This is a genomic window from Paraburkholderia lebeckiae (assembly GCF_050436325.1).
Lineage (GTDB): Bacteria > Pseudomonadota > Gammaproteobacteria > Burkholderiales > Burkholderiaceae > Paraburkholderia > Paraburkholderia tuberum.
Map to the genome: position 1 here is coordinate 1,591,099 of NZ_JBNDLZ010000002.1, position 24,594 is coordinate 1,615,692.

At 63.8% G+C, this 24,594-nt stretch carries 21 protein-coding genes; 3 read left to right on the forward strand and 18 right to left on the reverse strand.

Annotation, left to right across the window (positions count from 1 at the left end; all coding sequences use genetic code 11):
• Nucleotides 1-60: 60 nt before the first annotated feature.
• Nucleotides 61-1,902, reverse strand: coding sequence for an allophanate hydrolase (gene atzF, locus OKW44_RS10545; RefSeq protein WP_018424439.1), 1,842 nt, complete (start codon nt 1,900-1,902; stop codon nt 61-63).
• A 354-nt stretch (nt 1,903-2,256) separates the two neighbouring features.
• Here atzF and OKW44_RS10550 point away from each other — a divergent pair, with 354 nt between their 5' ends.
• Nucleotides 2,257-2,913 (forward strand): NADPH-dependent F420 reductase, encoded by a 657-nt coding sequence (locus OKW44_RS10550; RefSeq protein ID WP_275426110.1) that lies wholly within the window; start codon nt 2,257-2,259, stop codon nt 2,911-2,913.
• Nucleotides 2,914-3,023: 110 nt separating this feature from the next.
• Here OKW44_RS10550 and OKW44_RS10555 read toward each other — a convergent pair whose 3' ends face one another.
• The 11 genes from OKW44_RS10555 to OKW44_RS10605 all read right to left on the reverse strand — a co-directional run bounded on the left by OKW44_RS10555 (nt 3,024) and on the right by OKW44_RS10605 (nt 15,927).
• On the reverse strand, nt 3,024-3,983 hold the full coding sequence (locus OKW44_RS10555) for a helix-turn-helix domain-containing protein (protein ID WP_018424437.1): 960 nt from the start codon (nt 3,981-3,983) through the stop codon (nt 3,024-3,026).
• Nucleotides 3,984-4,130: 147 nt separating this feature from the next.
• Nucleotides 4,131-5,051, reverse strand: a complete 921-nt coding sequence (locus OKW44_RS10560) for a LysR family transcriptional regulator (protein WP_018424436.1) — start codon at nt 5,049-5,051, stop codon at nt 4,131-4,133.
• On the reverse strand, nt 5,048-6,127 hold the full coding sequence (locus tag OKW44_RS10565; RefSeq protein ID WP_018424435.1) for an acetamidase/formamidase family protein: 1,080 nt from the start codon (nt 6,125-6,127) through the stop codon (nt 5,048-5,050). Before OKW44_RS10565 ends, OKW44_RS10560 begins: the two co-directional genes overlap by 4 nt.
• Nucleotides 6,128-6,145: 18 nt before the next feature.
• Complete coding sequence (locus OKW44_RS10570) at nt 6,146-7,135, reverse strand: PDR/VanB family oxidoreductase (RefSeq protein ID WP_018424434.1); 990 nt, start codon at nt 7,133-7,135, stop codon at nt 6,146-6,148.
• Nucleotides 7,132-7,950: a 4,5-DOPA-extradiol-dioxygenase gene (ygiD, locus tag OKW44_RS10575; RefSeq protein WP_035471801.1), complete on the reverse strand. Its 819-nt coding sequence runs from the start codon at nt 7,948-7,950 to the stop codon at nt 7,132-7,134. The genes OKW44_RS10570 and ygiD overlap by 4 nt, the downstream gene beginning before the upstream one ends.
• 13 nt (nt 7,951-7,963) lie before the next feature.
• The gene (locus OKW44_RS10580) at nt 7,964-9,835 is read right to left on the reverse strand and encodes a dipeptide ABC transporter ATP-binding protein (protein ID WP_018424432.1); all 1,872 of its coding nucleotides are present in this window, start codon (nt 9,833-9,835) and stop codon (nt 7,964-7,966) included.
• Complete coding sequence (locus tag OKW44_RS10585; protein ID WP_026226523.1) at nt 9,832-10,746, reverse strand: ABC transporter permease; 915 nt, start codon at nt 10,744-10,746, stop codon at nt 9,832-9,834. Before OKW44_RS10585 ends, OKW44_RS10580 begins: the two co-directional genes overlap by 4 nt.
• Nucleotides 10,743-11,804, reverse strand: coding sequence for an ABC transporter permease (locus OKW44_RS10590; RefSeq protein WP_018424430.1), 1,062 nt, complete (start codon nt 11,802-11,804; stop codon nt 10,743-10,745). Before OKW44_RS10590 ends, OKW44_RS10585 begins: the two co-directional genes overlap by 4 nt.
• A 13-nt stretch (nt 11,805-11,817) precedes the next feature.
• The gene (locus OKW44_RS10595; protein WP_018424429.1) at nt 11,818-13,065 is read right to left on the reverse strand and encodes an aromatic ring-hydroxylating oxygenase subunit alpha; all 1,248 of its coding nucleotides are present in this window, start codon (nt 13,063-13,065) and stop codon (nt 11,818-11,820) included.
• 42 nt (nt 13,066-13,107) lie between these two features.
• A complete protein-coding gene (locus OKW44_RS10600) occupies nt 13,108-14,664 on the reverse strand; it encodes an ABC transporter substrate-binding protein (protein WP_162634097.1) in 1,557 nt (518 codons plus the stop codon).
• A gap of 147 nt (nt 14,665-14,811) precedes the next feature.
• Nucleotides 14,812-15,927, reverse strand: a complete 1,116-nt coding sequence (locus OKW44_RS10605) for a porin (protein ID WP_018424427.1) — start codon at nt 15,925-15,927, stop codon at nt 14,812-14,814.
• A 304-nt stretch (nt 15,928-16,231) separates the two neighbouring features.
• On the opposite strand from OKW44_RS10605, the gene OKW44_RS10610 reads away from it, so the two are divergent.
• On the forward strand, nt 16,232-16,549 hold the full coding sequence (locus OKW44_RS10610) for an SDR family NAD(P)-dependent oxidoreductase (protein WP_018424426.1): 318 nt from the start codon (nt 16,232-16,234) through the stop codon (nt 16,547-16,549).
• 265 nt (nt 16,550-16,814) lie between these two features.
• Nucleotides 16,815-17,888, forward strand: a complete 1,074-nt coding sequence (locus OKW44_RS10615; RefSeq protein ID WP_018424424.1) for a TauD/TfdA family dioxygenase — start codon at nt 16,815-16,817, stop codon at nt 17,886-17,888.
• Here the strand turns inward: OKW44_RS10615 and OKW44_RS10620 are convergent.
• From OKW44_RS10620 to OKW44_RS10645, 6 genes are all read right to left on the reverse strand, one after another.
• The gene (locus tag OKW44_RS10620; protein ID WP_026226521.1) at nt 17,854-18,222 is read right to left on the reverse strand and encodes a heme-binding protein; all 369 of its coding nucleotides are present in this window, start codon (nt 18,220-18,222) and stop codon (nt 17,854-17,856) included. The genes OKW44_RS10615 and OKW44_RS10620 overlap by 35 nt on opposite strands.
• A 62-nt stretch (nt 18,223-18,284) precedes the next feature.
• Nucleotides 18,285-19,457, reverse strand: a complete 1,173-nt coding sequence (locus OKW44_RS10625) for a dihydrodipicolinate synthase family protein (protein WP_018424423.1) — start codon at nt 19,455-19,457, stop codon at nt 18,285-18,287.
• A 9-nt stretch (nt 19,458-19,466) separates the two neighbouring features.
• The gene (locus tag OKW44_RS10630) at nt 19,467-21,149 is read right to left on the reverse strand and encodes a GMC family oxidoreductase (protein WP_035472241.1); all 1,683 of its coding nucleotides are present in this window, start codon (nt 21,147-21,149) and stop codon (nt 19,467-19,469) included.
• 11 nt (nt 21,150-21,160) lie between these two features.
• The gene (locus OKW44_RS10635; RefSeq protein ID WP_018424421.1) at nt 21,161-21,940 is read right to left on the reverse strand and encodes a 3-ketoacyl-ACP reductase; all 780 of its coding nucleotides are present in this window, start codon (nt 21,938-21,940) and stop codon (nt 21,161-21,163) included.
• Nucleotides 21,933-23,486 carry an FAD-dependent oxidoreductase gene (locus OKW44_RS10640; RefSeq protein ID WP_018424420.1) on the reverse strand — a complete coding sequence of 518 codons (1,554 nt, stop codon included), beginning with the start codon at nt 23,484-23,486 and terminating at the stop codon, nt 21,933-21,935. The genes OKW44_RS10635 and OKW44_RS10640 overlap by 8 nt, the downstream gene beginning before the upstream one ends.
• A complete protein-coding gene (locus OKW44_RS10645; RefSeq protein WP_018424419.1) occupies nt 23,486-24,592 on the reverse strand; it encodes an ABC transporter ATP-binding protein in 1,107 nt (368 codons plus the stop codon). Before OKW44_RS10645 ends, OKW44_RS10640 begins: the two co-directional genes overlap by 1 nt.
• Nucleotides 24,593-24,594 lie beyond the last annotated feature (2 nt).

Consider the following 24,594-nt stretch of genomic DNA (forward strand, 5'->3'; position numbering starts at 1 on the left):
GTGGTTTCCTTGAGTTGGTCGTGCACTGCGTTCTGAATGCTGGATTTCCGATGACGGGCATCAGGCGTTCGGCTGCGGCGCGCGGTGCGCGAGATACGCGCGCCAGCCGCGGTAAGCGGTAATGTCGAGGGCGCCCGCGTCGTGCTCGATCGCCGAGGGCTCACAGACGAAGCCCTTCACGCTGCGTCCGTCGATGGTCTCGAGCGTGCCGATGGCGAGCGGCGCGGGCACGGCGGCGACGAACGCGCCGAAGGTGCGCAGCGGCACCTCCCACAGTTCGATAGCGATGGCTTCGCCTCCTGCCACGTCGCCCGTCCGGCGCACGAGACCGGGTTTCGGCGGCAACGTGCCGGCGAGTGCATAGAGGCGGTAGCGAGGCGCGGTCGTGGTGGCTTCGACGAAGCGCGCGCCGGCTTGCAGCAGTTGCCAGTTCAACGGCTCGCCCCGCAGATGCGCACCGACCACGGCGAGCATGACGACCGGTTCCTGGATCGGCAGCGGCTGGCTCGCGATCGCGTCGGCATCGCGTTGCTCGACGGCTTCGCTGAACAGCGCCTGAATACGCGCGCCGAGCAACGCGAGCTGCTGGTCCGCGCCCGATGGTCCGATCAGCGTCACGCCCGCAGGCAGACCGTCGGCGCGCGGCACGCCGGGCACGGCGAGCGCACACAGATCGAGCAGATTGACGAAGTTCGTATAGACGCCCAGACGGCTGTTCACCTCCACCGGGTTGGCCTGCACCTCGGCGATGGTCGGGTGCGTCGGCGTGGTCGGCACGATCAGCACGTCGGCGTGCTCGAAAAGCGCTGTGGCTTGGCGCCCCAGCCTCGCAAGCGTGTATTGCCCGTCGAATGCGGCGGCCGCATCGAAACGCTCCGCCTGGCCGATCACCTTCGCGACGGTTGTGTCGATATCGTGGTGATGCGTCATAAAAAACGTCCCGAGCGCGGCGCGGCGCTCGGCCACCCACGGGCCGTCGTAAAGAAGCGCGGCGATCTGCTGCAACGGCGCGAAGGCGAATGTCGACGGCGTCAACGCGAGATGCCTGGCGATGCCATCCATGGTCGCGGCGAAGGCGGCCGATGCGTGGTGGTCGTCGAAGAACGTGAGCGTGTCGGGAATAGCGATGCGCAATGGCGCGTGTTGCAAACCGCGCGAGGGCAGCGGCCTGGAGTAACCGTCGTGCGGGTCGTAGAACGCGAGCCGGTCGAGCACTTGCCAAGCATCGGCGACGTCGTGCGCGAACACCGACAGCGTATCGAGCGTGCGGCACGCCGGCACGACGCCGCGCTTGCTGACGAGCCCGAGCGACGGCTTGAGCCCCACCAGCCCGTTGAAGCCCGCAGGCACGCGTCCCGAACCCGCGGTATCGGTGCCGAGCGAGAACGCGACGATGCCCGTCGCGACCGCAATCGCCGAACCGGAGCTCGATCCGCCCGACACGTATTCATCGCGCGTGATCTGACGCACCGCGCCGTACGGCGAACGCGTGCCGACGAGACCCGTCGCGAACTGATCGAGATTGGTCTTGCCGACGAGAATCGCGCCCGCGTCCAGCAGACGCGCCACCGCGAACGCCGTTTCGTCCGGCGTGTAGGCGAAGGCATCGCATGCGGCGGTTGTCGGCAGGCCGGCGACGTCAACGTTGTCCTTCACCGCGAACGGCACGCCGAAGAGCGGCATGCGGGCGAAGAGCGCCGGGCCCTCGTCGGCGAGCAGACGTTCGAGTTCGGTGGCGCGCGCGACGAGCGAGGCTTCGGACACGCGAAGGATCCACGCTTCGGGACGATGGGTGGTGGCAAGACGTTGCAGCACTGTGGCGACCGTGTCGCATGGCGATGTTTCGCCTTGACGATAGGCGTCTAGCAGCGCGCGAACCTTGAACGGAGCAATGCGTTCCATGAGTTCAATCTTGAATACAAGTTGAGCGATGGAATGCAGGCTTTGTGCCAGATTTGCTGGCACAGACCGCAAATGCTTATCCGGAAAGGCTTTGCGACTATCGACGACTATTTCCTGACGGCACAAGTCGTGCGGCGCAGAGCCAGGCGCGCTTCATCGTGGACCGTTTCGCAGTTGTTTCGGTGCACTGATTCACGGAGGCTGTGCACGGCGCAGCCGCTTGCTTCAACCAGCGTGATCCACACCCACACATGGCCGCGCTCAGACACGCGCCGCCGCCATCCGGCCAAACGACTCACCGGTCAACACATTGTCAACATCCTCGGCATTTATCGTATTGGACACCTCACGTAAATTCTTCTCCAACGAAACTCAACAAGGAGAAGCGAAATGCAAATCACGGTAGTCGGATATGGGAATGTCGGCGCGGCGATGGTCAAGCAGTTGAGCGCTGCCGGTCACCAGGTTGAAGTCACCGGCCGCAAGCCCGAAGGCGCAGAAAAAGTGGCCGCGCAATATGGCGCCAAAAGCGCGTCGCTGGCTGGTGCCGCGAAAGAGGCCGAACTCGTCGTGCTCGCCGTGCCGTACGGCAATGCCGCCGCCGCGCTCGCCGAACTGGGATCGCTCGAAGGCAAGGTGCTGGTCGATGTGACGAACCCGCTGACCGACGACTACATGGGCCTCACCATCGGTCACACCACGTCGGCCGCCGAGGAAATCGCGAAGCTGACCGGCGCGTCGGTCGTCAAGGCGTTCAACACGCTGTTCGCGCAAGTGCTCGACGGCGGCGCGGCGTTCCCGTCGCAGCCGGCTTCGGTGTTCGTCGCGAGCGACATACCGGACGCAAAGCAGAAAGTCGCCGCCGTGGCCGAGTCCATGGGCTTTTCGAGCGTCGATGCAGGTGGCCTCAAGAACGCGCGTTATCTCGAAGCCGTCGCCGGACTGAACATCTATCTTGGCTATGGGGCAGGTCTCGGTGTGCAGATCTCGCCGACGTGGATCAAACGCTGATCCAGCCACTTGGTCTGACGATGCAGACCGCCTCTGCCTGACCGGCAGAGGCGGTGTTTGCATTTTTGTCAGGCCGTCGGTCTCACGCCCGAGGGCTCACGCTTCACGCCTCACACGTCACCGCTCACTCCGCTCTCCTTGCGGCAACTACGCGGCGTCATATCGAACTTCGCGCGAAAGCTGCGGCTGAAATGCGCGGCATCGTTGAAACCCCAGCGAAAGCAGATCTCCGACACCGACAGGCCCCGATGCGCCGGGCTCATCAACTCCTGCCGGCAACGCTCGAGCCGCCGGTCGCGCACATAGCCCGTAAAGCTCATGCCCGCATCCTCGAAGAGCTTCTGAACGTAGCGCGAGGAAACGCGCTGCTGCTCCGTGATCGTGTTCAGCGACAGTTCCACATCGCCGAGCTGCTGATCTATCGACTGACAGATGCGCAGAAAATGCTCCGAGCGCTTGCGGTCACCGAGCGTGTGCACCGCGTGATGGTTCGCGAGACTCGCGACCAGAAACTCCGACAGCGCCACCTCGATTGGGTGAATGTCCTCGGCGTCCAGGCCCTCCAGCTCGTCGCCGACGGCCCGCAGCATCGCCGCCAGCACGCGCGTCAGGCTCGAGTCGCCCGGCAGCACGCCGCAGGTAAGTCGGCGCGGATCGACGAGCCCAGGGTGCAGTAAGGTGGTCGGCACGCGTACGTAAAGCAGGCGAAAATCCGCGCGCAACTCCAGCGTCGAATCCGTGCCGCACGGTCCGTAGAGCATGTCTCCGCGTGCGACGGGCACCCGCTCGTTGGAACCGAGAAACATCGAGCGCCCTTCGAGCAGCAACGCGAGCCACAGCGCCGCCTGCTGATTGCGAAAGCTGCCAGAGATGGTCAGCGGCGTGGCCCGCACGCGCGAGAACTCGATGCCCGTCGGCGAGACGATGCCAACCACGTCTCCCTCGAAGCCCTCATTGATCGGCGCGGCGTCGTGTGGCAGACACGCCGCGTTCATCGCGTCACGCCAGACCTGAGGACGCTCTTCGGTCGAGATCGCCTGCGTGGAAAAGTGCCAGGACTTTAGCGACATACGCTGCTCTCCGACATTCATTGATCTTCGTCAACGTATGCAATTGCCGCACCATGTCAGATGAATGATAAGCAGGCCCGTTTGCCGCGATTCCTGCCCCGCGAACGATCCGTCTGACTCTTGTTTGTGCACGCTGCACCGTCGTGATCAATCGCGCGCAGGCGCAGCGGTCCACGGCGCATCGCGCCATTGCTCGGCGAGGTAATCCACCGTCACACGCGTCTTCGCGGGCAATTGCACCCGGCTGGGATAGACGGCATAGATGCCGATGGGCGGCGGCGTGAATTCGTCGAGAACCGGCACGAGGCGCCCGCGCGCAACGCTGTCCATAACGAGAAACGCAGGTTGCAGCACCAGCCCGACGCCCGCTTCGGCGGCGGCGACGCAGGTCTCGCCGTTGTTGGCGCTCATCACCGGACGCGGCCGGCCGGTATGCTCGCGCCCCGTCGCGCGCTCGCGCATGCGCCATTCGTGCCGCTCGCTGAAGTAGCCATATGCGACCGACTGATGCGCCGACAGATCAGCCGGCGTGCCGGGGACGCCATGCCGTTCCAGATACGAAGGCGACGCGCACATCACGAGCGGCGTGCTCGCCAGCCGGCGATGCACGAGCGACGATGCCACCGGCCGGGCGATGCGAATGGCCAGATCGAATCCTTCGGCGACTATATCGACCAGCGCGTCGGACAGCGCAATGACAGGCCGTACCTCGGGCGCGCGCAGCAACAGCCCGGCCCACAACGGTGCGAGATGGGCGATGCCGAAACTGACCGGCGCGCTGATGCGCAGCTCGCCCGACGCGCGGCTGCGCTCGTCCTGCGCGGCCCGCTCGGCGGTATCGAGCTGCTCAAGGATGTCGCGGCACGAGCGATAGTAGGCCTCGCCCGCCGCGGTCAACGCGACCTTGCGCGTGGTCCGATGCAGGAGTCGCGCGCCGAGGCGGGCTTCGAGGCCCTGAATGGTCCGTGACATCAGCGCGCGCGACACGCCGCTCGCGTCCGCCGCCGCGGCGAAACCGCCCGCATCGACGACGCTCACGAACGATTCGATCTCGCGCAGTCGGTTCACTTCTTGCCAAGCTTCGGGAAGATACCGCGCGGCAGCCGCACGTGCGCGCCGAGCGTCGAATCGACGACCTGAGTGATGCCGACATCGCCCGCCACGCTCATCAGCGAATACGCGTCGTTGCGCGACAGCCCAACATGTTCTTCGAGCAGCAGCATCGTATCGAGCGACGCGTTGCGCAACGCGCTCTCGAGCTGCGGATCGAAGCCGTGCACGATCCAGCTGTCGGCGGTTTCCAGCAGCGGCGTCGGAAACGAAAAGTCCTTGCGCACAACGATCTGCATCGTCACGTTCAGCGACGACTCGATGGCCGTGCCGCTGATCTCGCCATCGCCCTGCGAGACGTGCGGATCGCCGATCGAGAACAACGCGCCCGCCACCTGCACCGGGTAATACATCGTCGCGCCGGCGCCGATGCGCCAGTTGTCGATATTGCCGCCGTGGCGTCCGGGCGGAATCGTGCTCATCCGGCCGTCGACGGCGGGTGCGACGCCGGCCGTGCCCAGATGCGGGCGCGCGGGAATGCGCACGCCGTCGAGCGCCGGCTGACGGTCGCAAACCGGGCAATCGGTGATGGTGCCGGGAGTCAGATACTTGCCCTTGAAATCGTAGGCGTACAAGGCGGACGCATGGTTCGCGCCTTCGTCGAGTTCATAGATGGTCACGCGCTCTTTCTCGCCCATCTCCTTGTAGAGATAGCCCCAATTCGCCGCGAGGTTCGAGCCGTAGCGGCAGCGCGGCGTCATATGCAGAAAGCGCACTTCGAGCATGTCGCCCGGGTGCGCGCCTTCGACATGAATCGGGCCGGTCATGATGTGCACGCCCGGATTGCGGTCGTGTTCGGGAATAGCCCGCCAGAGTGCGCGCATCGCGTCGTCCATCATCAGATCGGGCGCGTCGCCCGCGTGATGCGTGAGCGCTTCGGCATACACGAGATCGCCGCTTCGCACTGTCAATGCGGGCGCGAGCGATGCGTCGAAATAACCCCAGTGGACGTTCTCGCGCGTCGCACGCAAGGTGTGCAGCGCGCTGGGTTCAATATGGACACGCGCTGCGCCTTCGGTCGGAATCAATGCCATGGAATTGCTCGTCGAAAGTTAGAGGTCGAGTACGAGAAGCGGAGTCTTCGAGCGCGAGCAGCACGGCGTGAACACCTTGCCGGAGGCCTGCTCTTCTGTGCTCAATATCCAGTCACGATGATCGGGCACGCCGTCGAGCACGCGCGTAATGCACGAGCCGCACACGCCCTGCTCGCAAGACATTGGCACATGCACGCCGGCGTCCGCGAGCGCGGCGCACACGCTCTGTCCTACCGCAACGCTCACGCGTCGTCCGGTCGACGCGAGTTCCACGTCGAACGGAAGGCCGGCTCGTGCAGGCGCTTCGCGCCCCGTTGAGGACGGAGCGGCGAAGCGTTCGCAGTGCAGATGATCGTCGGACCAGCCGAGCGCGCGCGCCGTGTCGAGCACGGCATCGATCATCGCGAACGGTCCGCAGACGTACAGATGCCGTCCCGCTTCGAAGCGGCCGATCAGCGTCGCGAAGTCGTCGCAACGCCCGAGGTGACGCGTGACATTGGCGCTCCACGGCGCCCGCGCGATCTCGTCGACGAAGGCCTGGCGCTCGGGCGTGGCCGCGAAATCGTGCAGCGCGAAGCGCGCGCCCGCAGCGTGCAGCGACCACGCCATGGACAGCATCGGCGTGATGCCGATGCCCCCCGAAATCAGCAAAGGCGGCAGCGGCGACATTGTCATCGGGAAGTGATTGCGAGGGCCGAGCGCGTCGAGCGCGTCGCCGACCTGCACCCGTTCGCACATGAAACGCGAGCCGCCCCGGCCCTCCTCGTCGTGCTGGACGGCGACGCGATAGCGCATCGCGTCGGCGGGATCGCTGCACAGCGAGTATTGCCGCGCGAGGCCGTCGCAGTCGATCTCGAGGTGCGCGCCCGCCTCGAAGGCCGGCAGCGGCAGATAGTCGGCCGCTTCGAACTCGAACGCGACGACGTTGCGCGCGACCTTCGCGCGGCCCACGACGCGCAGCTTCAGGCGCGTCTCGACCTGCAGATGCGGTGCCTCGCGCAGGTTCATGCGGCCCCCCGCATACGTGCGTCGACCGACTCTCCGAGCGTGAAGCTCAGCATGCCGAGCGAGCCGTATTCGAGGAAGTTGCTGGCGAAGCTCACGGCGTCCCCCGCGTGACGTGCGCCGAGCGCGTACAGCACCGGCCAGTAGTGATCGGGCGTCGGCACCGAGCGCAACGCGGGCGCGCCCATGCGCTCGTAGTCGATCACGTCGGCCGGCCGATCTTCGGCAATCGCGCTCGCGATGTGATCGTGAAACGTCTGCGCCCAGCCGTAGCCCGAGTTGGGCGTGCCCCAGTCCATCGCCGACAGGTTGTGCACGATGTTGCCGCTCGCCGCGATCAGCACGCCCTCGTCGCGCAGCGGCCGCAGCGCGCGGCCCAGTTCGTAGTGGTAACGCGCATCGCGATTGCGGTCCATGCTCAGTTGCACGACCGGAATTTGCGCAGCGGGAAACGCCTTGAGCAGCACGGACCACGCGCCGTGGTCCAGACCCCAGTGCTCGTCGAGCGCCACCGGCAGCGGCGCGAGCAACTTCACGATGCGCTGCGCCAGTTCGGGATCGCCGGGCGCGGGATAGCGCTGCGCGAACAGCGCGGGCGGAAACGCGCCGAAATCGTGGATCGTGCGCGGTTGCGGCATCGCGGTGACGGCCGTGCCGTGGGTGAGCCAGTGCGCGGAAATCATCAGGATCGCGCGCGGCGTACCGGCAGCGGTGCCCATCGACGCCCACGCGCGGGTGGCGCGATTGTCGTCAAGCGCATTCATCGGGCTGCCGTGGCCGAAGAACATCACGGGCATGCGGGTCGGGTTCAGGGACATGGTCGTTATGCGCTTATACGTTTAGGCGTTCGAGCCGGAAAAGTGAAGCAGCCTGCGCGACGTGCGGCGCCGCGTCGATCAGGCTGCGGGTATATGGATGCTGCGGATTCGCGAGCACGGATTCGGTCGGCCCGGCCTCGACCACGACGCCGCGCTGCATCACGATCACGCGCGAGCACAGGTAGCGGACGACGGCGAGGTCGTGCGAGATCAGCATCAGCGCGATCTTGTGCGACTCGCGCAGCGCGAGCAGCAGCTCCATGATCTGGGCCTGCACGGAAACGTCGAGCCCCGACACGATTTCATCGGCAACCAGGAGACGCGGCACTTCGCACAACGCGCGCGCGATGTTCACGCGCTGTCGCTGCCCGCCCGATAGTTGCGACGGAAACCGAGCGGCATAGCTCTGCGCGAGCCCGACTTCGTCGAGCAGATCGAGCGCGCGGCGCGCGCGGTCCACGTATAGATGCGGACGGCTCTCCATCGGCTGCGTGACGATGCTCGCGAGCCGCCGGCGCGGATTGAGCGCGGCGCGCGCGTCCTGAAAGATCATCTGGATCGCCTCGATGCGCTTGCGCCACATCGCGCGGCTCGCGTCGAGCGGCATGCCGTCGAGCAGAATCCGTCCTTCGCTCGGCGTGTCGAGCCCCATCACGAGGCGCCCGAGCGTGCTCTTGCCGCTGCCGCTTTCGCCGACCACGCCAATGAATTCGCCCGGCGCGACGCTCAGATCGAGCGGCCGCAATGCGGCCACCGACGACTTCTCGTAGCGCTTGCCGACGCCGCGCAATTCGAGGAACGGCGCGCTCGCCATCACCGTGCGCGCGGCGAGCGGCGCGCGTGGGGGATCATCAGGCAATGCACCGGCGCGTAGACAGCGCACGGCGTGCGCTTCGCCGGCGCGGGTGTCGTCACGCAAAGGGATCGGCGCGCTCTCACAGGCGGGCGTGACAGCGGCACAGCGCGCGGCGAAGCGGCAGCCGCGCAACGCCGGCAGCTCCTCGAAACCCGGCATGTGGCCGTTCAGCGGCTCCACGCGCACGCGTTCGCCCTTGAGCAACGGATTGGCGCGCAACAGCGCTCGCGTATACGGATGGCGGGGAGACGCAACCACCTCCCGCGCCGGACCCGATTCGACCAGATCGCCCGCATACAGAACGGCAATGTCGTCGCACGCGTGCAGCGCGAGGCCGATGTCGTGCGTGACGAAAATCACGCTGGTGCCGCGCCGCGCCTGCATCTCGCGCATCAATTCGACGACGTGGCGTTGCGTGGTCGAGTCGAGCGCGGTGGTGGCTTCGTCGGAGATGACGAGGTCCGGATTGCTCGCGAATGCCATCGCGATGCACACGCGCTGGCACATGCCGCCCGACAGCTCGAACGGATAGCGCGCGAGCAAACTCGCCGGGGCGGGCAGCAGCACTTCCGCGAGCGCGTCGATGCTGCGCTGACGGCGCTCGCGCCCTGCGACGCCGAGCCTTGCGAGATGCAGCGCGAACTGCTTGCCGATGGCCAGCGTCGGATCGAGCGCGCTCATCGGCTCCTGCGGAATGTAGGCGATGCGCTTGCCGAGCAGCGCACGCTGTTGCGACGCGCTCGCGCCGAGCAGATCGATGCCCGCGAAACGCAGCGTCTGCGCGTTTAATTCGAACCCGCGCGGCAGGCTGCGCGCGAGCACGCGGCCGAGCATGCTCTTGCCCGCGCCGGATTCGCCGACGAGCCCCAGCGTGCGGGCACGCCGCACCGACAGCGCGATATCGCGCAGCAACGCGACGCCGTCGCACTCGACATTGAGCGCGACGAGCGTGAGCAGCGCATCGTCCATGAAGCCCGCGCTGGTCGCGACGGCCGCCGCTCGCGCTGAAGTCTTGAAGAGCCCGATCATGGGCGTTGCTCCGAGCGTTCGAGAAGACGCGCGTCGGTCGCGCGCCGCAAGCCTTCGCCGAGGAAGGTCGTCGCGAGCACCGAGAGCACCATGCAGGCGATCGGCAAGATCAGGCCCCACGGTGAGCTGAACACGTTGGCGAGGCCATCGGAAATCATGCTGCCCCAGCTCGGCTGGCTCGCGTCCGCCGACAGCCCGACGAACGACAGACTGCACTCCGCGACGATCGCGATGCCGACCTCGAGACTCATCAGTGTGATGAGCGTCGGCAGCAACGCGGGCAGCAGGTCGCGCAGAATCGTCGCGAGCGGTCCGGCGCCCGCGATGCGCGCCGCCGCCACGTAGTCGCGCCGCCGGATCACGACGACCTCCGCGCGCAGCACGCGGCAAAAGCGCGTCCAGTCGACGAAGATCAGCGCGATGATCACGTTGGCAATGCTCGGCGACAGCGCGACCACCAGCACGAGCGCAAGCACCACCGCCGGGAACGACATCCACACTTCGACTACACGCAGCACGGCCCAGTCGATTCTGCCGCCGCACCAGCCCGCAAGAAGCGCGAGCGCGCAGCCGATCAGCGCGGTGCCGAGCGGCGCGATAAAGCCCACCAGCACCGCGATGCGGGCGCCGTACAGCGCGAGGCTAAGCACATCGCGGCCGAGCGGATCGGTGCCGAACAGGTGCTCGCGCGAACCCCCCGGCGCCCAAGCGGGCGGCAGCAAGGTGCTGAGCAGATCCTGATCGTCCGGACGAAACGGCGCAACGGCGGGCGCGAACAGCGCGGCGAGCACGAGGAGCGCCAGCACGGTCGCGCCGAACAGCACCCGAGGCTCGCGGGCGATGCGCCACAGTGCGGCGCGCGAAAGCGACGATGGCCGCACGGCCGGCTGAGAAACAGAAGGTGTATTCATGCGACCCTCAGACGCGGATTGAGCAGGACTTCGAGCGCATCGACGGCGGCGTTCGAGCACTGGACGACGACCGCGTAGATGAGCGCCAGCGCTTCGATCACCGGCAAATCGCGCGCGCCGATCGCGTTGATCATCAGCGTGCCGATGCCCGGCATACCGAATACTTTTTCGACGAGCAGCGTGCCCCCGATCAAGAGACTCACTTGCATCGCGAGAATGTTCAGCGTCGGTAGGGCCGCGTTGCGCCACGCGTGCTGACGCAGAATCTGTGCTTCGGTGAGGCCGCGCAAACGCGCCGCGTGGATGTATTCCTCGGCGTAGGTATCGAGCAGGCTCGAGCGCAGGATGCGCATGAGCGACGGCGCGATGCCCATGCCGAGCGCCATGCACGGCAGCACGAGATGCTGGAGCGCATTGCCGAACGCGGCCCACTGACCGTCGAGCAGCGTATCGACGAGCAGGAAGCCCGTGTGACGCGCGACGGCATACGCATTGTCGATCGGCCCGAGGAACGGCAGCCATCGCAGCGCGATGCCGAACAATAGGACGAGCAGGATGCCCCACAGGAAATCGGGCACCCCCATCGCCAGGCCGTTGAGCATTTCGCAGAGACGCTCGGCAAGCGTATCGCGCCGGCTGAACGCATACACCGCGCTCACGATGCCTGCGAGGACGCCGAGCAGCAGACCGCCAAAGAGTAGTTGCAGCGTCGTCGGCAATGCACTCGCGATCAGCGCGCCGACCGGCTGCCCGTTCTGCACCGAGCGGCCGAAGTCGCCGCTCAGCATGCCCGCGAGCCAGTGCAGGTACTGTACGGCAAGCGGCTGATCGAGCCCGAGCGTGTGTCTGACTTCGGCGATCTGCGCGACGCTCGCGTTCGGCGGCAGCAGCATCGCCGCCGGGTCCGAGCGCAACAGCCGCAGCGCGCCGAAAATCACGACGGACACCGCCAGCAATATGACCACGCGGCGTGCGACTCGCCGCGCGAACTTCACCGCTCGATGCTGCGCGAACGAGCCACGCTCACGCGGCGTGCTCACTTCGATGGACGTGCTCATAGGCGTCTCGTCGTCAGTCCGCGACGACCACGTCGATCGCGGCGAGCCGGCCCTGCGCGCTGGCGGCAGTCTCGCTCATGCGCTGGAACGTGGCCCGATAACGCGGCACGAGCCACGCGTTGAGTTCCTGCTGCGCTCGCTCCTGCCATGAGTAGCGCCCGCGCACGGCATAGCGCGATTGCAGGCCCACCTGCACCATCTCGTCGACATGCAGATCTTGCGCAATGATGTCCGACACTGCGCTCGTGCTCATCTCGACACGCTTGGCAAAGAGCGGATCCTTCATCGTGCCGGGCGCGTACAACACGCCCTGATCGAGATAGTGCGTGCCCGCGGAATCGGCGCGCAGGATCATGTAGATCACACTATCGACGGTCACGACGAGCGAAAGCGTCGGCGGGAGATTAGCGAACAGCATGCGCTTGCGCTCTTCGTCCGTGAGCTTGGGAAAGCGCGGAAACAACGCCTTTTGCGTCGGGTTGAACGCGGCGTCGACGTGCAGTGTGCCGTTGAAGCGGTAATAGCCCGCCGTGTCCTGCGGCAGTTCTGGCGGGAACGTCGCGAGCGCGCTCGGCACGAAGTCGTGCAACGGCCCGTGATGCAGACGGTTCGCGTGATAGCCGTCGTTATTGTTTTCGAACATCACCTTCCAGTTCCACTTAAAGTGAAACGGCCGCTCGGGGCGCGGGCCTTCGGCGCTTTTCAGATCGAAGTTGCCGAGCACGGCGTCGAGCGCGGTGAGGCGCGGCGCGAGCGGCGGCGCGGCGTGATCGAAGTTGATGAAGATGAAGCCTTGCCAGCACTCCACCTGCATCGTCGGCAGGCAGAAGTCCTTTTTGTCGAAGCCTTCGGTTTCGTCCATCGCGGGCGCGGCGATCAGTTCGCCGTCGAGCGAGTAGGCCCAGTGGTGATACGGGCACAGCAGCGCGCGCGCATTACCGAAACCCTCGGCGACGACCATCGCGCGATGCTGGCACACCGACGACATCGCCTTGATCTCTCGCTTCGCATTACGCGTGATGACGAGCGGCTCGCCGACGATCGAGGTCGTGAAGTAGTCGCCCGGATTGCTGATCCAGTCTTCGCGTCCGACGCACAGCCATTCGTGATTGAAGAGCGCTTCCTTCTCGAACTCGAAGAAGTCGGGGTCCGTATAGCACGAAGGCGGCAGCGTTTCCGCCTGGCTGACATGCATGGCGGAGCGCTCCAGCGCGGCAAAGAAAGCGGCGTCGAACTTCGGATTGAAGGGTTTGTTGACCATTGCCAATTCTCTTGATTTCTCTGACGGATCCACGGCGCGCGCTCACGCGCTCCAGTAAGCGGGCAGCATCCAGCCGCTCAGGAACGGCGTGTACCGCACGCCCTTGCGATACGACGCCGTGGCGATACCCTGCATCAGCGGCAGCGCGTAACCTTCGCCGACCGCCCAGCGGTGGAATTCCTTGTAGCCCGCGATGCGCTTCGCTTCATCCAGTTCGACGAGCAGCGGATCGAGATGCGGCGACACGTCGGCGCTGCGCCACACCGAGAAGCCCGTCTTCGGATTCAGATACGAGCCCGCCGACAGTTCCGGGTCGCCGCTGCCGTTCTGCCACATCCACAAGGTCGGGCCGGGCAGCGTGCCCGCGACGGCCTGGGAGAAGAACTGCGCGGTTTCGATCGGACTCAACTCCGCTTCGATGCCCACCTTCTTCCACATCTGCTGGATCGCGCGGGCCATGTCGTAATCGCTCGGATACACGCCGTTGGTCGCGAGAAATTTCACGCGCACGGGCTTGTCCGTCGAATAGCCGCTCTTCGCCAGCAGCGCTTTCGCCAGCGCGGGGTCGAAAGCGAACTTGTAGTCCGGATCGAACGCAGGCGTGCCGGGCGCGGCGGGGGTCGACATCGGCGCGGGCACGTTGTTGAAGAACGCGTGCACCAACGCCTCTTTGTCGATCGCGTGATGCATCGCGAGGCGGACATTGCGGTCCTGCGTCGGGCCGCCGTTGATCATATGGATCAGATACGAATCGATGGTAGGCGTAATCTTGCTATCGTCCGTGCCACCTTGCGACAGACGCACCGCCTCACGCAACGGCAGCATCCCGGAGACATCCGCTTGCGCCGCCTGCACGGCCGCAACGCGCGCGGTCGGGTCCTTCACCACCTGGAACACGACATCTCGGATCTTCGGCGCGCCGCGCCAGTGCTTGTCGAATGCGGCGAGCGTCACGCGCGAATCGCGCTCATACGCGACAAGCCGGTACGGCCCCGAGCCCACCGGCTTCGCGATGAAGCCGGTCGCGCCGACCTGCTCGAAGTACTTGCGCGGCAGGATGTAGCTGCCCATGTAGCCGAGGAACGCGGGCGCGGTGACCATCGGCACCTTGAAGTGCATCACCGCGCGCGTGGGCGTCGGCGTTTCGATGGCTTCGAGCGCCCACCAGATGCCGCCGAGCTGCAGCGACTTGTCGGCCTGCAGGCGATCGAACAGCGTGAACTTGAAGTCGTCGGAGGTCAGTTTGTCGCCGTTGTGGAACAGCACGTCGCGGCGAAAGTCGAGCTCCAGCACCTTGCCCGCCGTGTCCTTCCAGCGCCACGCGGTGACGACGCCCGGGCCAAGCTTGCCCTTCGCGTCGATGTCAAGCGCCGCGTCGTAGACACTGCGGTAGATCGAGATGGGATTCGGCGCGACGCGCACGAGCGGGTCCCATGACGGCACGTCGGTCGGAAAGGCGATGGTGAGTGGCGCGTTCGCGGCGAGAGCGGCGCTGCTCGCCGTCAGTGCGCCGAGGCCGCCGAGGGTGCCGGCGGCCTGCGTGGCGAGTCCCGCCAACGTACCGCCCAGCATCTGGATGAAGTTTCTGCGTGTAGTCATGGAGAAATCCGTTCCTTGCGCGAAGCGCCTCGTTGCCGCTAAGGCCGTGAAACTGTCACGGCATGGCATCAGGTTAAGAGGACAAAACCACGCTGTCTTGTCGGCGCGCGCACGCATTCCTGCCTTTCGCGCGCGGGCCGGACGGCGTCAGAACTGATGAATCAGGGCGATGCGGGAAGTCAATTGCGTGTTTGAATTCGACGGCAGCGAATAGAAGCCCGCCCCCTGGTTCGCGTCGACGCCCGGCTGTGCGTGCAGGTACGACACGTTCACGTAGAAGTTCGTGCGCTTGCTCAGGTAATACTGCGCGCCCAGCGTGGGTTGATGCCAGTGCGTGTGATCCCAGGTCGTGTATTGATAGCCGCCGATCAGCGCGATATCGGGCCGCACGAAATACATCGCGCCGGCTTCGTAGACGTTCATCGTCGCGCTGCCGGTGGTGCTTTGCAGATGGGTAGACGTGAAGTTGGCCGACAGCGTGAGCCTGTTGAGCGTGTAGCTCGCGCCGACGCCGAACTCCGACTGCCTGTCGACGGTAAACGGCGACGAGTAGAAGAGATCGGTCACGCTGCCGTCTGAGTTGCGCGTCGCGACCGTCTGGCCGAGGAAATTGAACACGCCGAACTGCGCATACGGATAGATGTCGACGTCGTAAAGGCGCTCGTAGATCGCCGCCGTACTGAAGCCGCCGTCCTTGTAGCCCGCGCCTACGCTCCACGCGCTGTTCTGCTTGAAGTTGCCCGCCACGTTGCCGAAGCTCCACATGCCGCCGAAGCTAAAGCCGCGGTAGGTCGGGCTTTGGTACTTCACCGAGTTCGGCAATTGCACCCCGGAAATACGGTCGATGTCGCCCATGTGCCCCGCGTAGACGCTCGCATAGCCGTTCAGGTTGAACGGGGTGATGTAGTCGGCGATGAAGTCGTACTGGTTGCCCATCGTCACCGTGCCGTAAGGGCTCGCAATGCCGACGAAGGCCTGCCGGCCGAACAGCGCGCCGTTGTTGCCCAACTGGCCGGTGCCGAGCGAGAAGCCGTTTTCCAGCGTGAAGATGGCCCTCAGACCGCCGCCGAGATCTTCGCTGCCCTTGAAGCCGAAGCGGTTGCCGAAGTTGGCGCCGTCCTGGAACTTATAAAGACGGCCGCCTCCTTGATTGCTGATGTAGGTGAAGCCGGCATCGATGAGACCGTATAGCGTGACCGAACTCTGCGCATGCGCGCCGCTCATCGCAACCAGCATGACAGTGCCCGTCAAATACTTTTTCATTAGCGTGATCCTGGATAGAGGGGAACGGAGTTGTTCAAAACGAACCGCTGCCGCGTGCCTTACAGTCAGCGAAATTCGATACGTTCAACGCTATCCAGGCAATTTCGGCAAATCTTGACCAAATGCGCGCGGCGAATTGACTAATACCCCGTCAAAAAACTTCGCGTCTCACCCGTCAAAAAGCCGGGTTTTCGGCAAGAGTTCACGCGCGCGCAGACAAGCATCGGCCGGCGCTTCGTCCTAAGCTCGCAAGGCCGCAGTTGGCGTTGCCATTGCTGAAAGCTCACCGCTCAAAGGAAAGAACATGTCGAAGAGTCTCGTCATCATCACAGGCGCGAGTTCCGGGATCGGCGAGGCGACCGCCCATCTGCTCTCGCAGCTCGGCTATCCGCTGCTGCTGCTCGCGCGCCGGCTCGAGCGCCTCGATTCGCTGGAATTGCCTAATACGACGATCACCACCAACGACGCGATCAAGGCCGGCTTCAAGATGTGGAAGGAGTCGATCGGCGGCGTCATCCTGCAGCCGGAGGAAGTGGCCGAGGCGATCCGTTTCGCCTATGAAATGCCGCAAAACGTCTGCATCCGCGAGATCATGCTCGCGGCGACGAACCAGCCCGTCTGACGGCTGAGCGATGTCGTCCATATGCAAATCCGCTCGCTCACGTTGCTGCTCGCGGCTCTCTCGATGCTCGGCCCGTTTGCCACCGACAGCTATCTGCCCGCGCTCAAGCGCCTGAGCGCCTGAGCGCCTGAGCGCCGCATCGTCGTATAAAAACTGAAGCGGCAAGAGGCCGTACGCCTGCAGACAAGAATGCACGCATCAATTTGGCCATGATACGTTCGTGATCGACGATCACGTTTTTAGTCACCACTCCCCCAAGACCATCATGACGACTTCCGTAGCGCTGTCCCCTGTCTCCGGCGCCGCCGCCTGGCGCGGCGACAGGCTCCTCGACAAGCAGGACTGGATCTACTATCTGAACGAGGACCAGATCGAGGAACTGGAGGCGCTCGGCCGGCGCTTCGTCGAAGACGACCCGGACCTGCGTTTCGTCAAGGCGTCCGACTATCCGCTAAACGCATGCGCCGCCGCCATCGACGAATGGTGCAGCGACATCGACGAAGGCCGCGGCTTCGTGCTCGTGCGCGGGCTGCGTACGCATCTCTATTCCGATGCGATGTCGGCGTCGATCTACTACATACTCGGTCTGCATATGGGCGACCCGATCCGCCAGAACGAACTCGGCGATCTGCTCGATCATGTCTACGCGACCTCCGACAAGATGCTCGATGATCCGGACGCGCTGTCCGCCAAGATCCGCGACCTGCTGCCGTTTCACTCGGACAGCTCGGATGTGGTCGCCTTGATGTGCCTGCGCCCCGCGCTCGAAGGCGGCGCCTCGTGCATCGTGTCCGGCGCGGAGATCTACAACGAAATCCTCAAGCGCCGGCCCGACCTCGCGCCTTTGCTGCTCGAGCCGTTTCATTGGGACTGGCGCCGCCAGGACCACAATTCGCCTGCCAATACGTATGTTTCGCCGATCGTGAGCTTCGTCGACGGCGTGTTCAGCATGTACGCGGGATCGCTGTATATCCTGACCGCGCAGGACTATCCAGAAGTGCCGCGGCTCACGCCTGAACAGAAGGAGGTACTCGAACTGTTCGAGGCAATCACGTACGAGCCGGGTATGTCGCTCGCGATGGATTTCCGGCCCGGCGATATCCAGTGGCTCTCGAACTACGCGGCGCTGCATTCGCGCACGCGCTTCACGGATTTTCCGGAGCCGCAACGGCGTCGTCATCTGCTGCGTCTGTGGCTGCGCCGCGGCTCGCCGCGTTCGATGATCCCCGGCTTCGGCAAGAACGGCGTCGTGCAGCAACGTTACGAAGCGCGCGGTCAGGCCGCCGACGATACGCGTGGCAACTTCAGGATCGGCATTGCGGCGGTGCCGCGTTTGTGACGATGCGCTTGGGCGCAGCGTGTGAGTGCATGCGCTGCGCCTTCGAGAGATTGAGAGGTCGAAAGATCAAGAGACTAAGAAACGGTTTCAAAAAGGCTTCGTAGGGGCTCTTCTCCTTGCGGCGAATCCATTGGCCGTTGTCTGCACAGCTTCCTTCCAGCGCGCAATAAAAGAGCGCACTGCGCGGATGAACCACACTCACGGCGACAGGAAGGCTGCGACGGGACGCGATATTCACAACGATCTCTCCAAGCTTGCGCGCGACTTCCGCGTTGAAAGCAGGCAACATCGATCGCATCGCCTGTTGATCGAATGTCTCATCTTTCAAACTCAAGGCTCTACTCGGCATCTCACCCTCTCACCGCGCAATCCGGTCCGCAGCCATTGCGATCCAGTTCATTGGACGATTCCTGCCCGCACCTGCAAGAAGGCTTTCATTCGCTGCGTGGCGAGTTCGGGCCTGATCAACACGCCACAGGCGTCCGCTTTCCGGAACACTTCGGCGAAATGCAGCACCGACCGCGCCGACTCCATGCCGCCGGCCATCGAGAAATGGTCCTGATGTCCGTTCAGCCACGCGAGGAAGACAACCCCCGCCTTGTAGTACTGTGTCGGCGAACTGAAGAGCTCACGCGACAGCGCCACCGTGGGTCGCATCGTGTTGTGGTAGGCCGCGATATCGTTTCTGGCCAACTGGCCCAGCGCTTTCGCCGCGACTGGTGCAATCGGATCAAATATGCCCAGTAACGCGTGCGATATGCCCGTGCTGTCACCTGCGATCAGATCGCCGTAGTTGAAATCGTCACCGGTATACATCCGCACGCCGTCCGGCAACTGGGCGCGAAGCTCGCACTCGTATTCGGCGTTCAGCAACGAAATCTTGATGCCTTCGATCTTGCCCGAATGCAGGCGGATGATGTCGAGTACAGTTGCCATTGCGGCGCGAACGTCACCACTGCCCCAGTATCCTGCGAGCGAAGCGTCGAATGCTTCGCCCAGCCAGTGAAGCACGACCTTGTTGCGACTCTCGGCAAGTACAGCGTCATACACCTTCTTGTAGTCATCAGGCGATCGGGCTGCGGCGCACAATGCACGACTTGCCATCATGATGGCCCGGCCACCGGACGCTTCCACGACTTCGAATTGCTCCTTGTACGCCTGGATCACATCCGACAGGCTATGCCGCCGCCGGTCGTCCAGATGATCGGTGCCAGCACCGCAGGCTAGATCCGCTTCTGGGATCGTTCTCGCGTGCGCGATGCTTCGGCGAATGAGTTCGGATGCCGTCTTCCAGCCCAGACCCATGCCTCTTTGCGCGGTGTCCATGGCTTCGGCAACCTTGAAACCGAGGCCGTACAGATAGGTCCGAAACGCGAGCGTCCTGTCCCAATCGATCGCCGGCGCGTCCGACCACGGCTCATAGCCGAGCGCGGGATCAACCACGACATGCGCTGCAGCGTATGCCACGCGATTGAACTCACATTTCGACTCCAGCGTGATGTTCTCCTCCAAGGTCTTCAACGTATACGGATTCAATTCGCCATTACGGGTTGGCAGAAGGATTTTCATGGCTATCTCTCAGAAGGCGGTCGATGTCGGGATCTCGTTCGCACCTCGTTTGGCACGCACAGCGTTTGGCGCCGGGATGCGACCGAGGATATGATCGGCTGCCTTCTCCGCGACCATGATGGTCGGTGCATTGGTGTTACACGACGGAATGAGCGGCATCACGGAGGCATCGACCACGCGAAGTCCGTCAATGCCAATCACTCGCAGGTCAGGTGTGACTACGCTATGTTCGTCCTCAGGGCGCCCCATCCTGCACGTACCGACCGGATGGTGATCGGTCTTGGCATTGGCACACGCATAATCAAACAGCTCGTCGTCCGTGTTGACACGCGGACCGGGCAGGACTTCCGTCTGCACAAAACGCTTCAACGCGGGCTGATTCATTAACTCGCGCGCAAGGCGCAGGCCCTTGAGCGCTGCATGCCGGTCTTCCGGCTCCGACCAGTAGTTCGGGTCGATCAGCGGCGCTGTCGCAGGATCGGCGCTTGCCAGACGTACGCTGCCGCGCGATCTGGGCCGAAGATATGCGGTATTCAAGGTGACGCCGCCATGGCGAAGTTTCGCCATGCCCGCTTCGATTCCTGAACCCAGGCCGAGATGGAACTGGATGTCGGGCGACCGGGCGTGTGTCGCAGCGATTCCGTCCGCATACCAGAAGCCGCCCGTCTCGAACAGGCTCGAAGCAACCGGGCCCTTCTTCAGAAGCAGGTACTGCAGGCCTGCCCACGCTGCATGCTGGAGTTTGTTGTACTTGTCGTACGTATGATCGCCAGTACATTCAGCGATGACAAACAGGTCGAGATGGTCCTGCAGATTTGAGCCGACGCCCGGCATGTCATGCACGACGGGTACACCCGATGACCTCAAATGATCAGCCGGGCCGATGCCTGATTGCATCAGCAGCTTGGGGGATCCAATGGCCCCGGAAGACACGATCACTTCGCGCCTCGCGCGCACAACAACTGGCGTGCGGTCGGTTCCACTGACCAGTTCTACGCCGACTGCGCGCCCTCCTTCGACGATCACGCGCAGCGCCTGTGACTGTAACCTGACAGTGAGGTTCGGCCGCCCGAGGATCGGCTCAAGGAACCCGACGGATGCCGATGCGCGCCGCGCGTTGAACTGCGTCAGCTGATAGTAGCCGAGACCTTCCTGTTGAGCGCCGTTGAAGTCGGCGTTAAAGGGCATGCCCATCTCCTGACCTGCCTGGAAGAACGCTTCGCAGACCGGCAGAGGACTGATCGGATTTGACACGCCTAGCGGACCACCATAGGCATGATATTCATTCGCGAAGCGCTGATTGTTCTCCGATCGTTTGAAATAAGGCAGTACATCGCGGTAACTCCAGCCCGTTGCGCCACCCATGCTCTCCCACTCGTCGTAGTCCGCTGGCACGCCGCGCGTATAGATCTGCGCGTTGATCGACGAGCCGCCACCGATGACTTTCGCTTGTGTGAAGCGCAAGACACGGTCCTTCAGATGCTTTTGAGGCACGGTATGCCAGCCCCATGAACCGATGCCTTTGGTCATCTTCGCGAAACCAGCGGGCATGTGGAAAAGCGGGTTCCGGTCGCCGCCGCCAGCCTCAAGCAGCAAAACCGTCATGGAAGGATCGGCGCTCAGGCGATTCGCCAGTACGCAACCGGCCGACCCTCCGCCCGTAATGATGTAGTCGTAGCTATCGGTCTTCATGCTGCTCACCTTCAAAAGGCAGAAATCGAGAGGCCACCATCAACCTGGAGCACGCTGCCTGTGGCAAACCGCAACGCACCGCCCGCAAGCTGACCGACCGCCTTCGCGACATCGTCAGCCTCGCCCCAACGGTTCATGGGAACGAGCCCCTCCTTGAAACGCGCCTCATACTTCTGCGCAACCGCTTCGGTCATCGGCGTCCGGATAATCCCAGGCCGCACCTCAAAAACCGGGATGCCTGCATGAGCAAGCCGTAGTGCGAACAGTTTTGTCATCATCGGCAAAGCGGACTTCGAGAGGCAATACTCGGCCCTCTCAGGTGACGCCATCGTGGCTGATACCGACGAGACCGTGATAATCGCGCGCGGGCGATCTGGCTCTCCGCTCAACATATGGCGAGCAACCGCCTGAGTCATGAAGAAGGTTCCGCGCAGATTCACTCCAAGCACGGTGTCGAACGCCTCAGAAGTCACATCCAGCAGATCACCACGCGCGGGCGAGCCGATTCCCGCGTTGTTCACCAGGCAATCCAGATCGCCGCACCATGCCAGCACCCGTTCGAGCACTCGCGTGTGTGACGCTACGTCCTGCAAATTCGCCTGGACAAAGAGAGACCGCCGTCCCTGGTCCTCAATCGCCCTTAGCGTCAGAGCGGTATCTTCGTCATCGACGACGTCGGTAATGGCCACGTCGTAGCCGCGCGACGCGAGCTCCACAGCGATCGCGCGCCCGATTCCGCGGCGGCCGCCCGTGACGAGCGCTGCGAGAGGTTGCATTGCGTCATCAGGCATGTCGGCCTCCGTCAAAAGCGTGGTCTCCGCTAGCCGTGCGGCTGCGCGTCAGCTCCGAACGAAGGTGTTCGCCGACCCGTAGAGCCTGGGCTGCTACCGTCAGTGCCGGATTGACCGCAGCAGACGAGGGGAAAAAGCTCGCGTCAACGACGTACAGGTTCTGGTGGTCATACGCCTTGCAGAACGGATCGAGCGGCGCGGACCCAGCGTCATTGCCGAACCGGACCGTCCCACATTGATGGGACGGCGTGTCCTCGCCAAAGCGTCTGCTGACTACCAGCGGATAGCCCGCGTCCTTGAGCAGACGCTTCGCTTTCTGAACGAAGCGTTCATGCGGTTTGAGGTTGGTACGATTCCACGTAAGCTGGATGTCACCGGACGACGTTAGCTCTACGCGACTATCGGCGCTCGGCAAGTCTTCCGACATCGCGTAAAGATCGACACTGTGACGGCTTATGTATTCCAGAAGCTTCCTCGGCACATACGGAAGCGCGCCACGAAGCATGGGTTCGCGGATTTTTCCCAGCATTTGCAGATTGCCCAGCGGCCACCGGTCATGCACGCCGCCAAAGTAGAAGTCGTTGACCGAAAGCGTCTTCGGAAAACGGGTGTCGTTGACCGTCTTCGGATCGATTGCCAGAATCGCGGTGCAGTTATGGTTCATGTAGTACCGCCCAACCGCTCCAGACGTGTTCGCAAGCCCGTTCGGAAATTTGTCGTTAGCCGAGGCGAGTAACAGAACAGCGCTATTGATCGCGCCTGCCGACAGCACAAACGTGTCGCCAGTGACCGTAAGCGGACCGTCCCGCGTCTGAACTTCGAGGCTCGAAATTCTTCGCCCTGTCGGGTCGGTCACAAGTCGTGTCGCGCGCGCGCCCGTCAGCAGGGACACGCCTCCTTGTTTCAGCGCGGGACGCAACAGGCACATCTCGGCGTCTCCTTTCGCGTCAATGCGGCAAGGAAAAGCGTCACATGTGCCGCAGCGCACGCACGCGCCGCCGTCGCCGAAATCGACCGAAGCCGGCATAAAGAACGGATGCAGGCCCTGCTGCCGAAGCTTCTCCCGGAGCCTGCCAATCACAGGTTCGTCAGGTATCGGTCCATGACGATAATTGACGGATCTCGGCGGCTCGGTCGGATCCTGACCAGCGGACCCTCTCACACCGAACAGTTCCTCGGCCTGGTCGTAGTATTTTTCGAGGTCCTGGTACTTGATGGGCCACGCGGGCGACACGCCTTCCTCATGCGCGAGTTCTTCGAAGTCGGCTTCACGCAGCCGGAACATGGCGGTGCCGAAGAACTTCGTATGCCCGCCGACAAAGTAGTACTGGCCAGGGCGATAGCGCTCGCCAGCGCCGTTGAGCCAAGTGTCGCGCGTGCGATACCGGAGTTGGCCGAATACGGCTTCCGCGTCCCAGTTCTGCAGTTCGCGGGGAAGATTGTCGCCCCGCTCGATCACAACGACACTGGCACCCGTACCGGCGAGTCGCAGGGCAATCGCGCTGCCGCCGACGCCCGAACCAACGATGACGACATCGGCATGCATCACGCTATCCTTTCTTCCGTTTGCGCATCGAAGAGGACCAGCTTCGACAGATCGACCCGCAGGTTGCAGTGCTCGCCCGGGCTATGCGGAATGTCGGCGCCCAGTCGGGCCGCGACTTCGACCCCGCCCATTTCAAGCGCCGCCAGCGTGTCCGGTCCCGTGGGCTCCATGACCAGCACCTTCACCGCTACCTCGCGCACCGCATCCGGGACCCGCGAGGATTCCACACCGATCGCTTCTGGCCGAAGGCCGGCAATCACCTTCTTGCCCGCGTATCGCGCGACTGCGGCGGACTGGTCCGGCAGATCAAGGCTAACCGCTGCACTGCCTTCGCCCATCGTCAGAACGAGTGTGTCGTTCCGGGCTGAGAGCACTGCCGGAATGAGGTTCATCGACGGGGAGCCCATGAACGTCGCGACAAAGGTATTGGCCGGCGTACTGTAGATCTCGGCTGGCGTGCCGAACTGCTGGATCACGCCCCCCTTCATCACCGCAATCCGGGTCGCGAGTGTCATCGCTTCGATCTGATCGTGAGTCACGTACACGATGGTCGCGCCGAGCCGTTGATGCAGCTTCTTGATTTCGGTGCGCATGTCAACGCGCAGTTTTGCGTCAAGATTGGACAGCGGCTCGTCGAACAGGAAGATTTTCGGGTCCCGCACCAGCGCCCGTCCCATGGCGACACGCTGCCGTTGACCGCCCGAGAGTTGGCCCGGGCGGCGCTTGATCAGGTGCTCGATCTGAAGCAGTCTAGCAGCGTCCGCGACGGCCTTATCCCTCTCCACTTTCGACACTTTGCGCATCTCGAGACCGAAGCTGATGTTCTGGCCGACCGTCATGTTCGGATACAGCGCGTAGCTCTGAAAGACCATCGCGATATCCCGCTCGCTGGGATGCAGGTCGTTCACACGGTCGTTGTCGATCCGGATCTCCCCGCCGGAGATAGTGTCGAGTCCCGCGATCAGCGACAGCAGGGTCGATTTTCCGCAACCGGACGGCCCGACAAGTACAAGGAAATCGCCATCGGTCACATCGATGTTGATGTTCTTCAGGATTTCCGTCGGGCCGTAGGCCTTGCGGACATTTGAAATATGCAGAGAAGCCATTT

Coding starts and splice junctions, on each gene's coding strand:
- atzF (WP_018424439.1), bottom strand. CDS start 1,902: ATGGAACGCATTGCTCCGTTCAAGGTTCGCGCGCTGCTAGACGCCTAT.
- OKW44_RS10555 (WP_018424437.1), bottom strand. CDS start 3,983: ATGTCGCTAAAGTCCTGGCACTTTTCCACGCAGGCGATCTCGACCGAA.
- OKW44_RS10565 (WP_018424435.1), bottom strand. CDS start 6,127: ATGGCATTGATTCCGACCGAAGGCGCAGCGCGTGTCCATATTGAACCC.
- OKW44_RS10570 (WP_018424434.1), bottom strand. CDS start 7,135: ATGAACCTGCGCGAGGCACCGCATCTGCAGGTCGAGACGCGCCTGAAG.
- ygiD (WP_035471801.1), bottom strand. CDS start 7,950: ATGTCCCTGAACCCGACCCGCATGCCCGTGATGTTCTTCGGCCACGGC.
- OKW44_RS10580 (WP_018424432.1), bottom strand. CDS start 9,835: ATGATCGGGCTCTTCAAGACTTCAGCGCGAGCGGCGGCCGTCGCGACC.
- OKW44_RS10585 (WP_026226523.1), bottom strand. CDS start 10,746: ATGAATACACCTTCTGTTTCTCAGCCGGCCGTGCGGCCATCGTCGCTT.
- OKW44_RS10590 (WP_018424430.1), bottom strand. CDS start 11,804: ATGAGCACGTCCATCGAAGTGAGCACGCCGCGTGAGCGTGGCTCGTTC.
- OKW44_RS10595 (WP_018424429.1), bottom strand. CDS start 13,065: ATGGTCAACAAACCCTTCAATCCGAAGTTCGACGCCGCTTTCTTTGCC.
- OKW44_RS10600 (WP_162634097.1), bottom strand. CDS start 14,664: ATGACTACACGCAGAAACTTCATCCAGATGCTGGGCGGTACGTTGGCG.
- OKW44_RS10605 (WP_018424427.1), bottom strand. CDS start 15,927: ATGAAAAAGTATTTGACGGGCACTGTCATGCTGGTTGCGATGAGCGGC.
- OKW44_RS10610 (WP_018424426.1), top strand. CDS start 16,232: ATGTCGAAGAGTCTCGTCATCATCACAGGCGCGAGTTCCGGGATCGGC.
- OKW44_RS10615 (WP_018424424.1), top strand. CDS start 16,815: ATGACGACTTCCGTAGCGCTGTCCCCTGTCTCCGGCGCCGCCGCCTGG.
- OKW44_RS10625 (WP_018424423.1), bottom strand. CDS start 19,457: ATGAAAATCCTTCTGCCAACCCGTAATGGCGAATTGAATCCGTATACG.
- OKW44_RS10630 (WP_035472241.1), bottom strand. CDS start 21,149: ATGAAGACCGATAGCTACGACTACATCATTACGGGCGGAGGGTCGGCC.
- OKW44_RS10635 (WP_018424421.1), bottom strand. CDS start 21,940: ATGCCTGATGACGCAATGCAACCTCTCGCAGCGCTCGTCACGGGCGGC.
- OKW44_RS10640 (WP_018424420.1), bottom strand. CDS start 23,486: ATGCATGCCGATGTCGTCATCGTTGGTTCGGGCGTCGGCGGCAGCGCG.
- OKW44_RS10645 (WP_018424419.1), bottom strand. CDS start 24,592: ATGGCTTCTCTGCATATTTCAAATGTCCGCAAGGCCTACGGCCCGACG.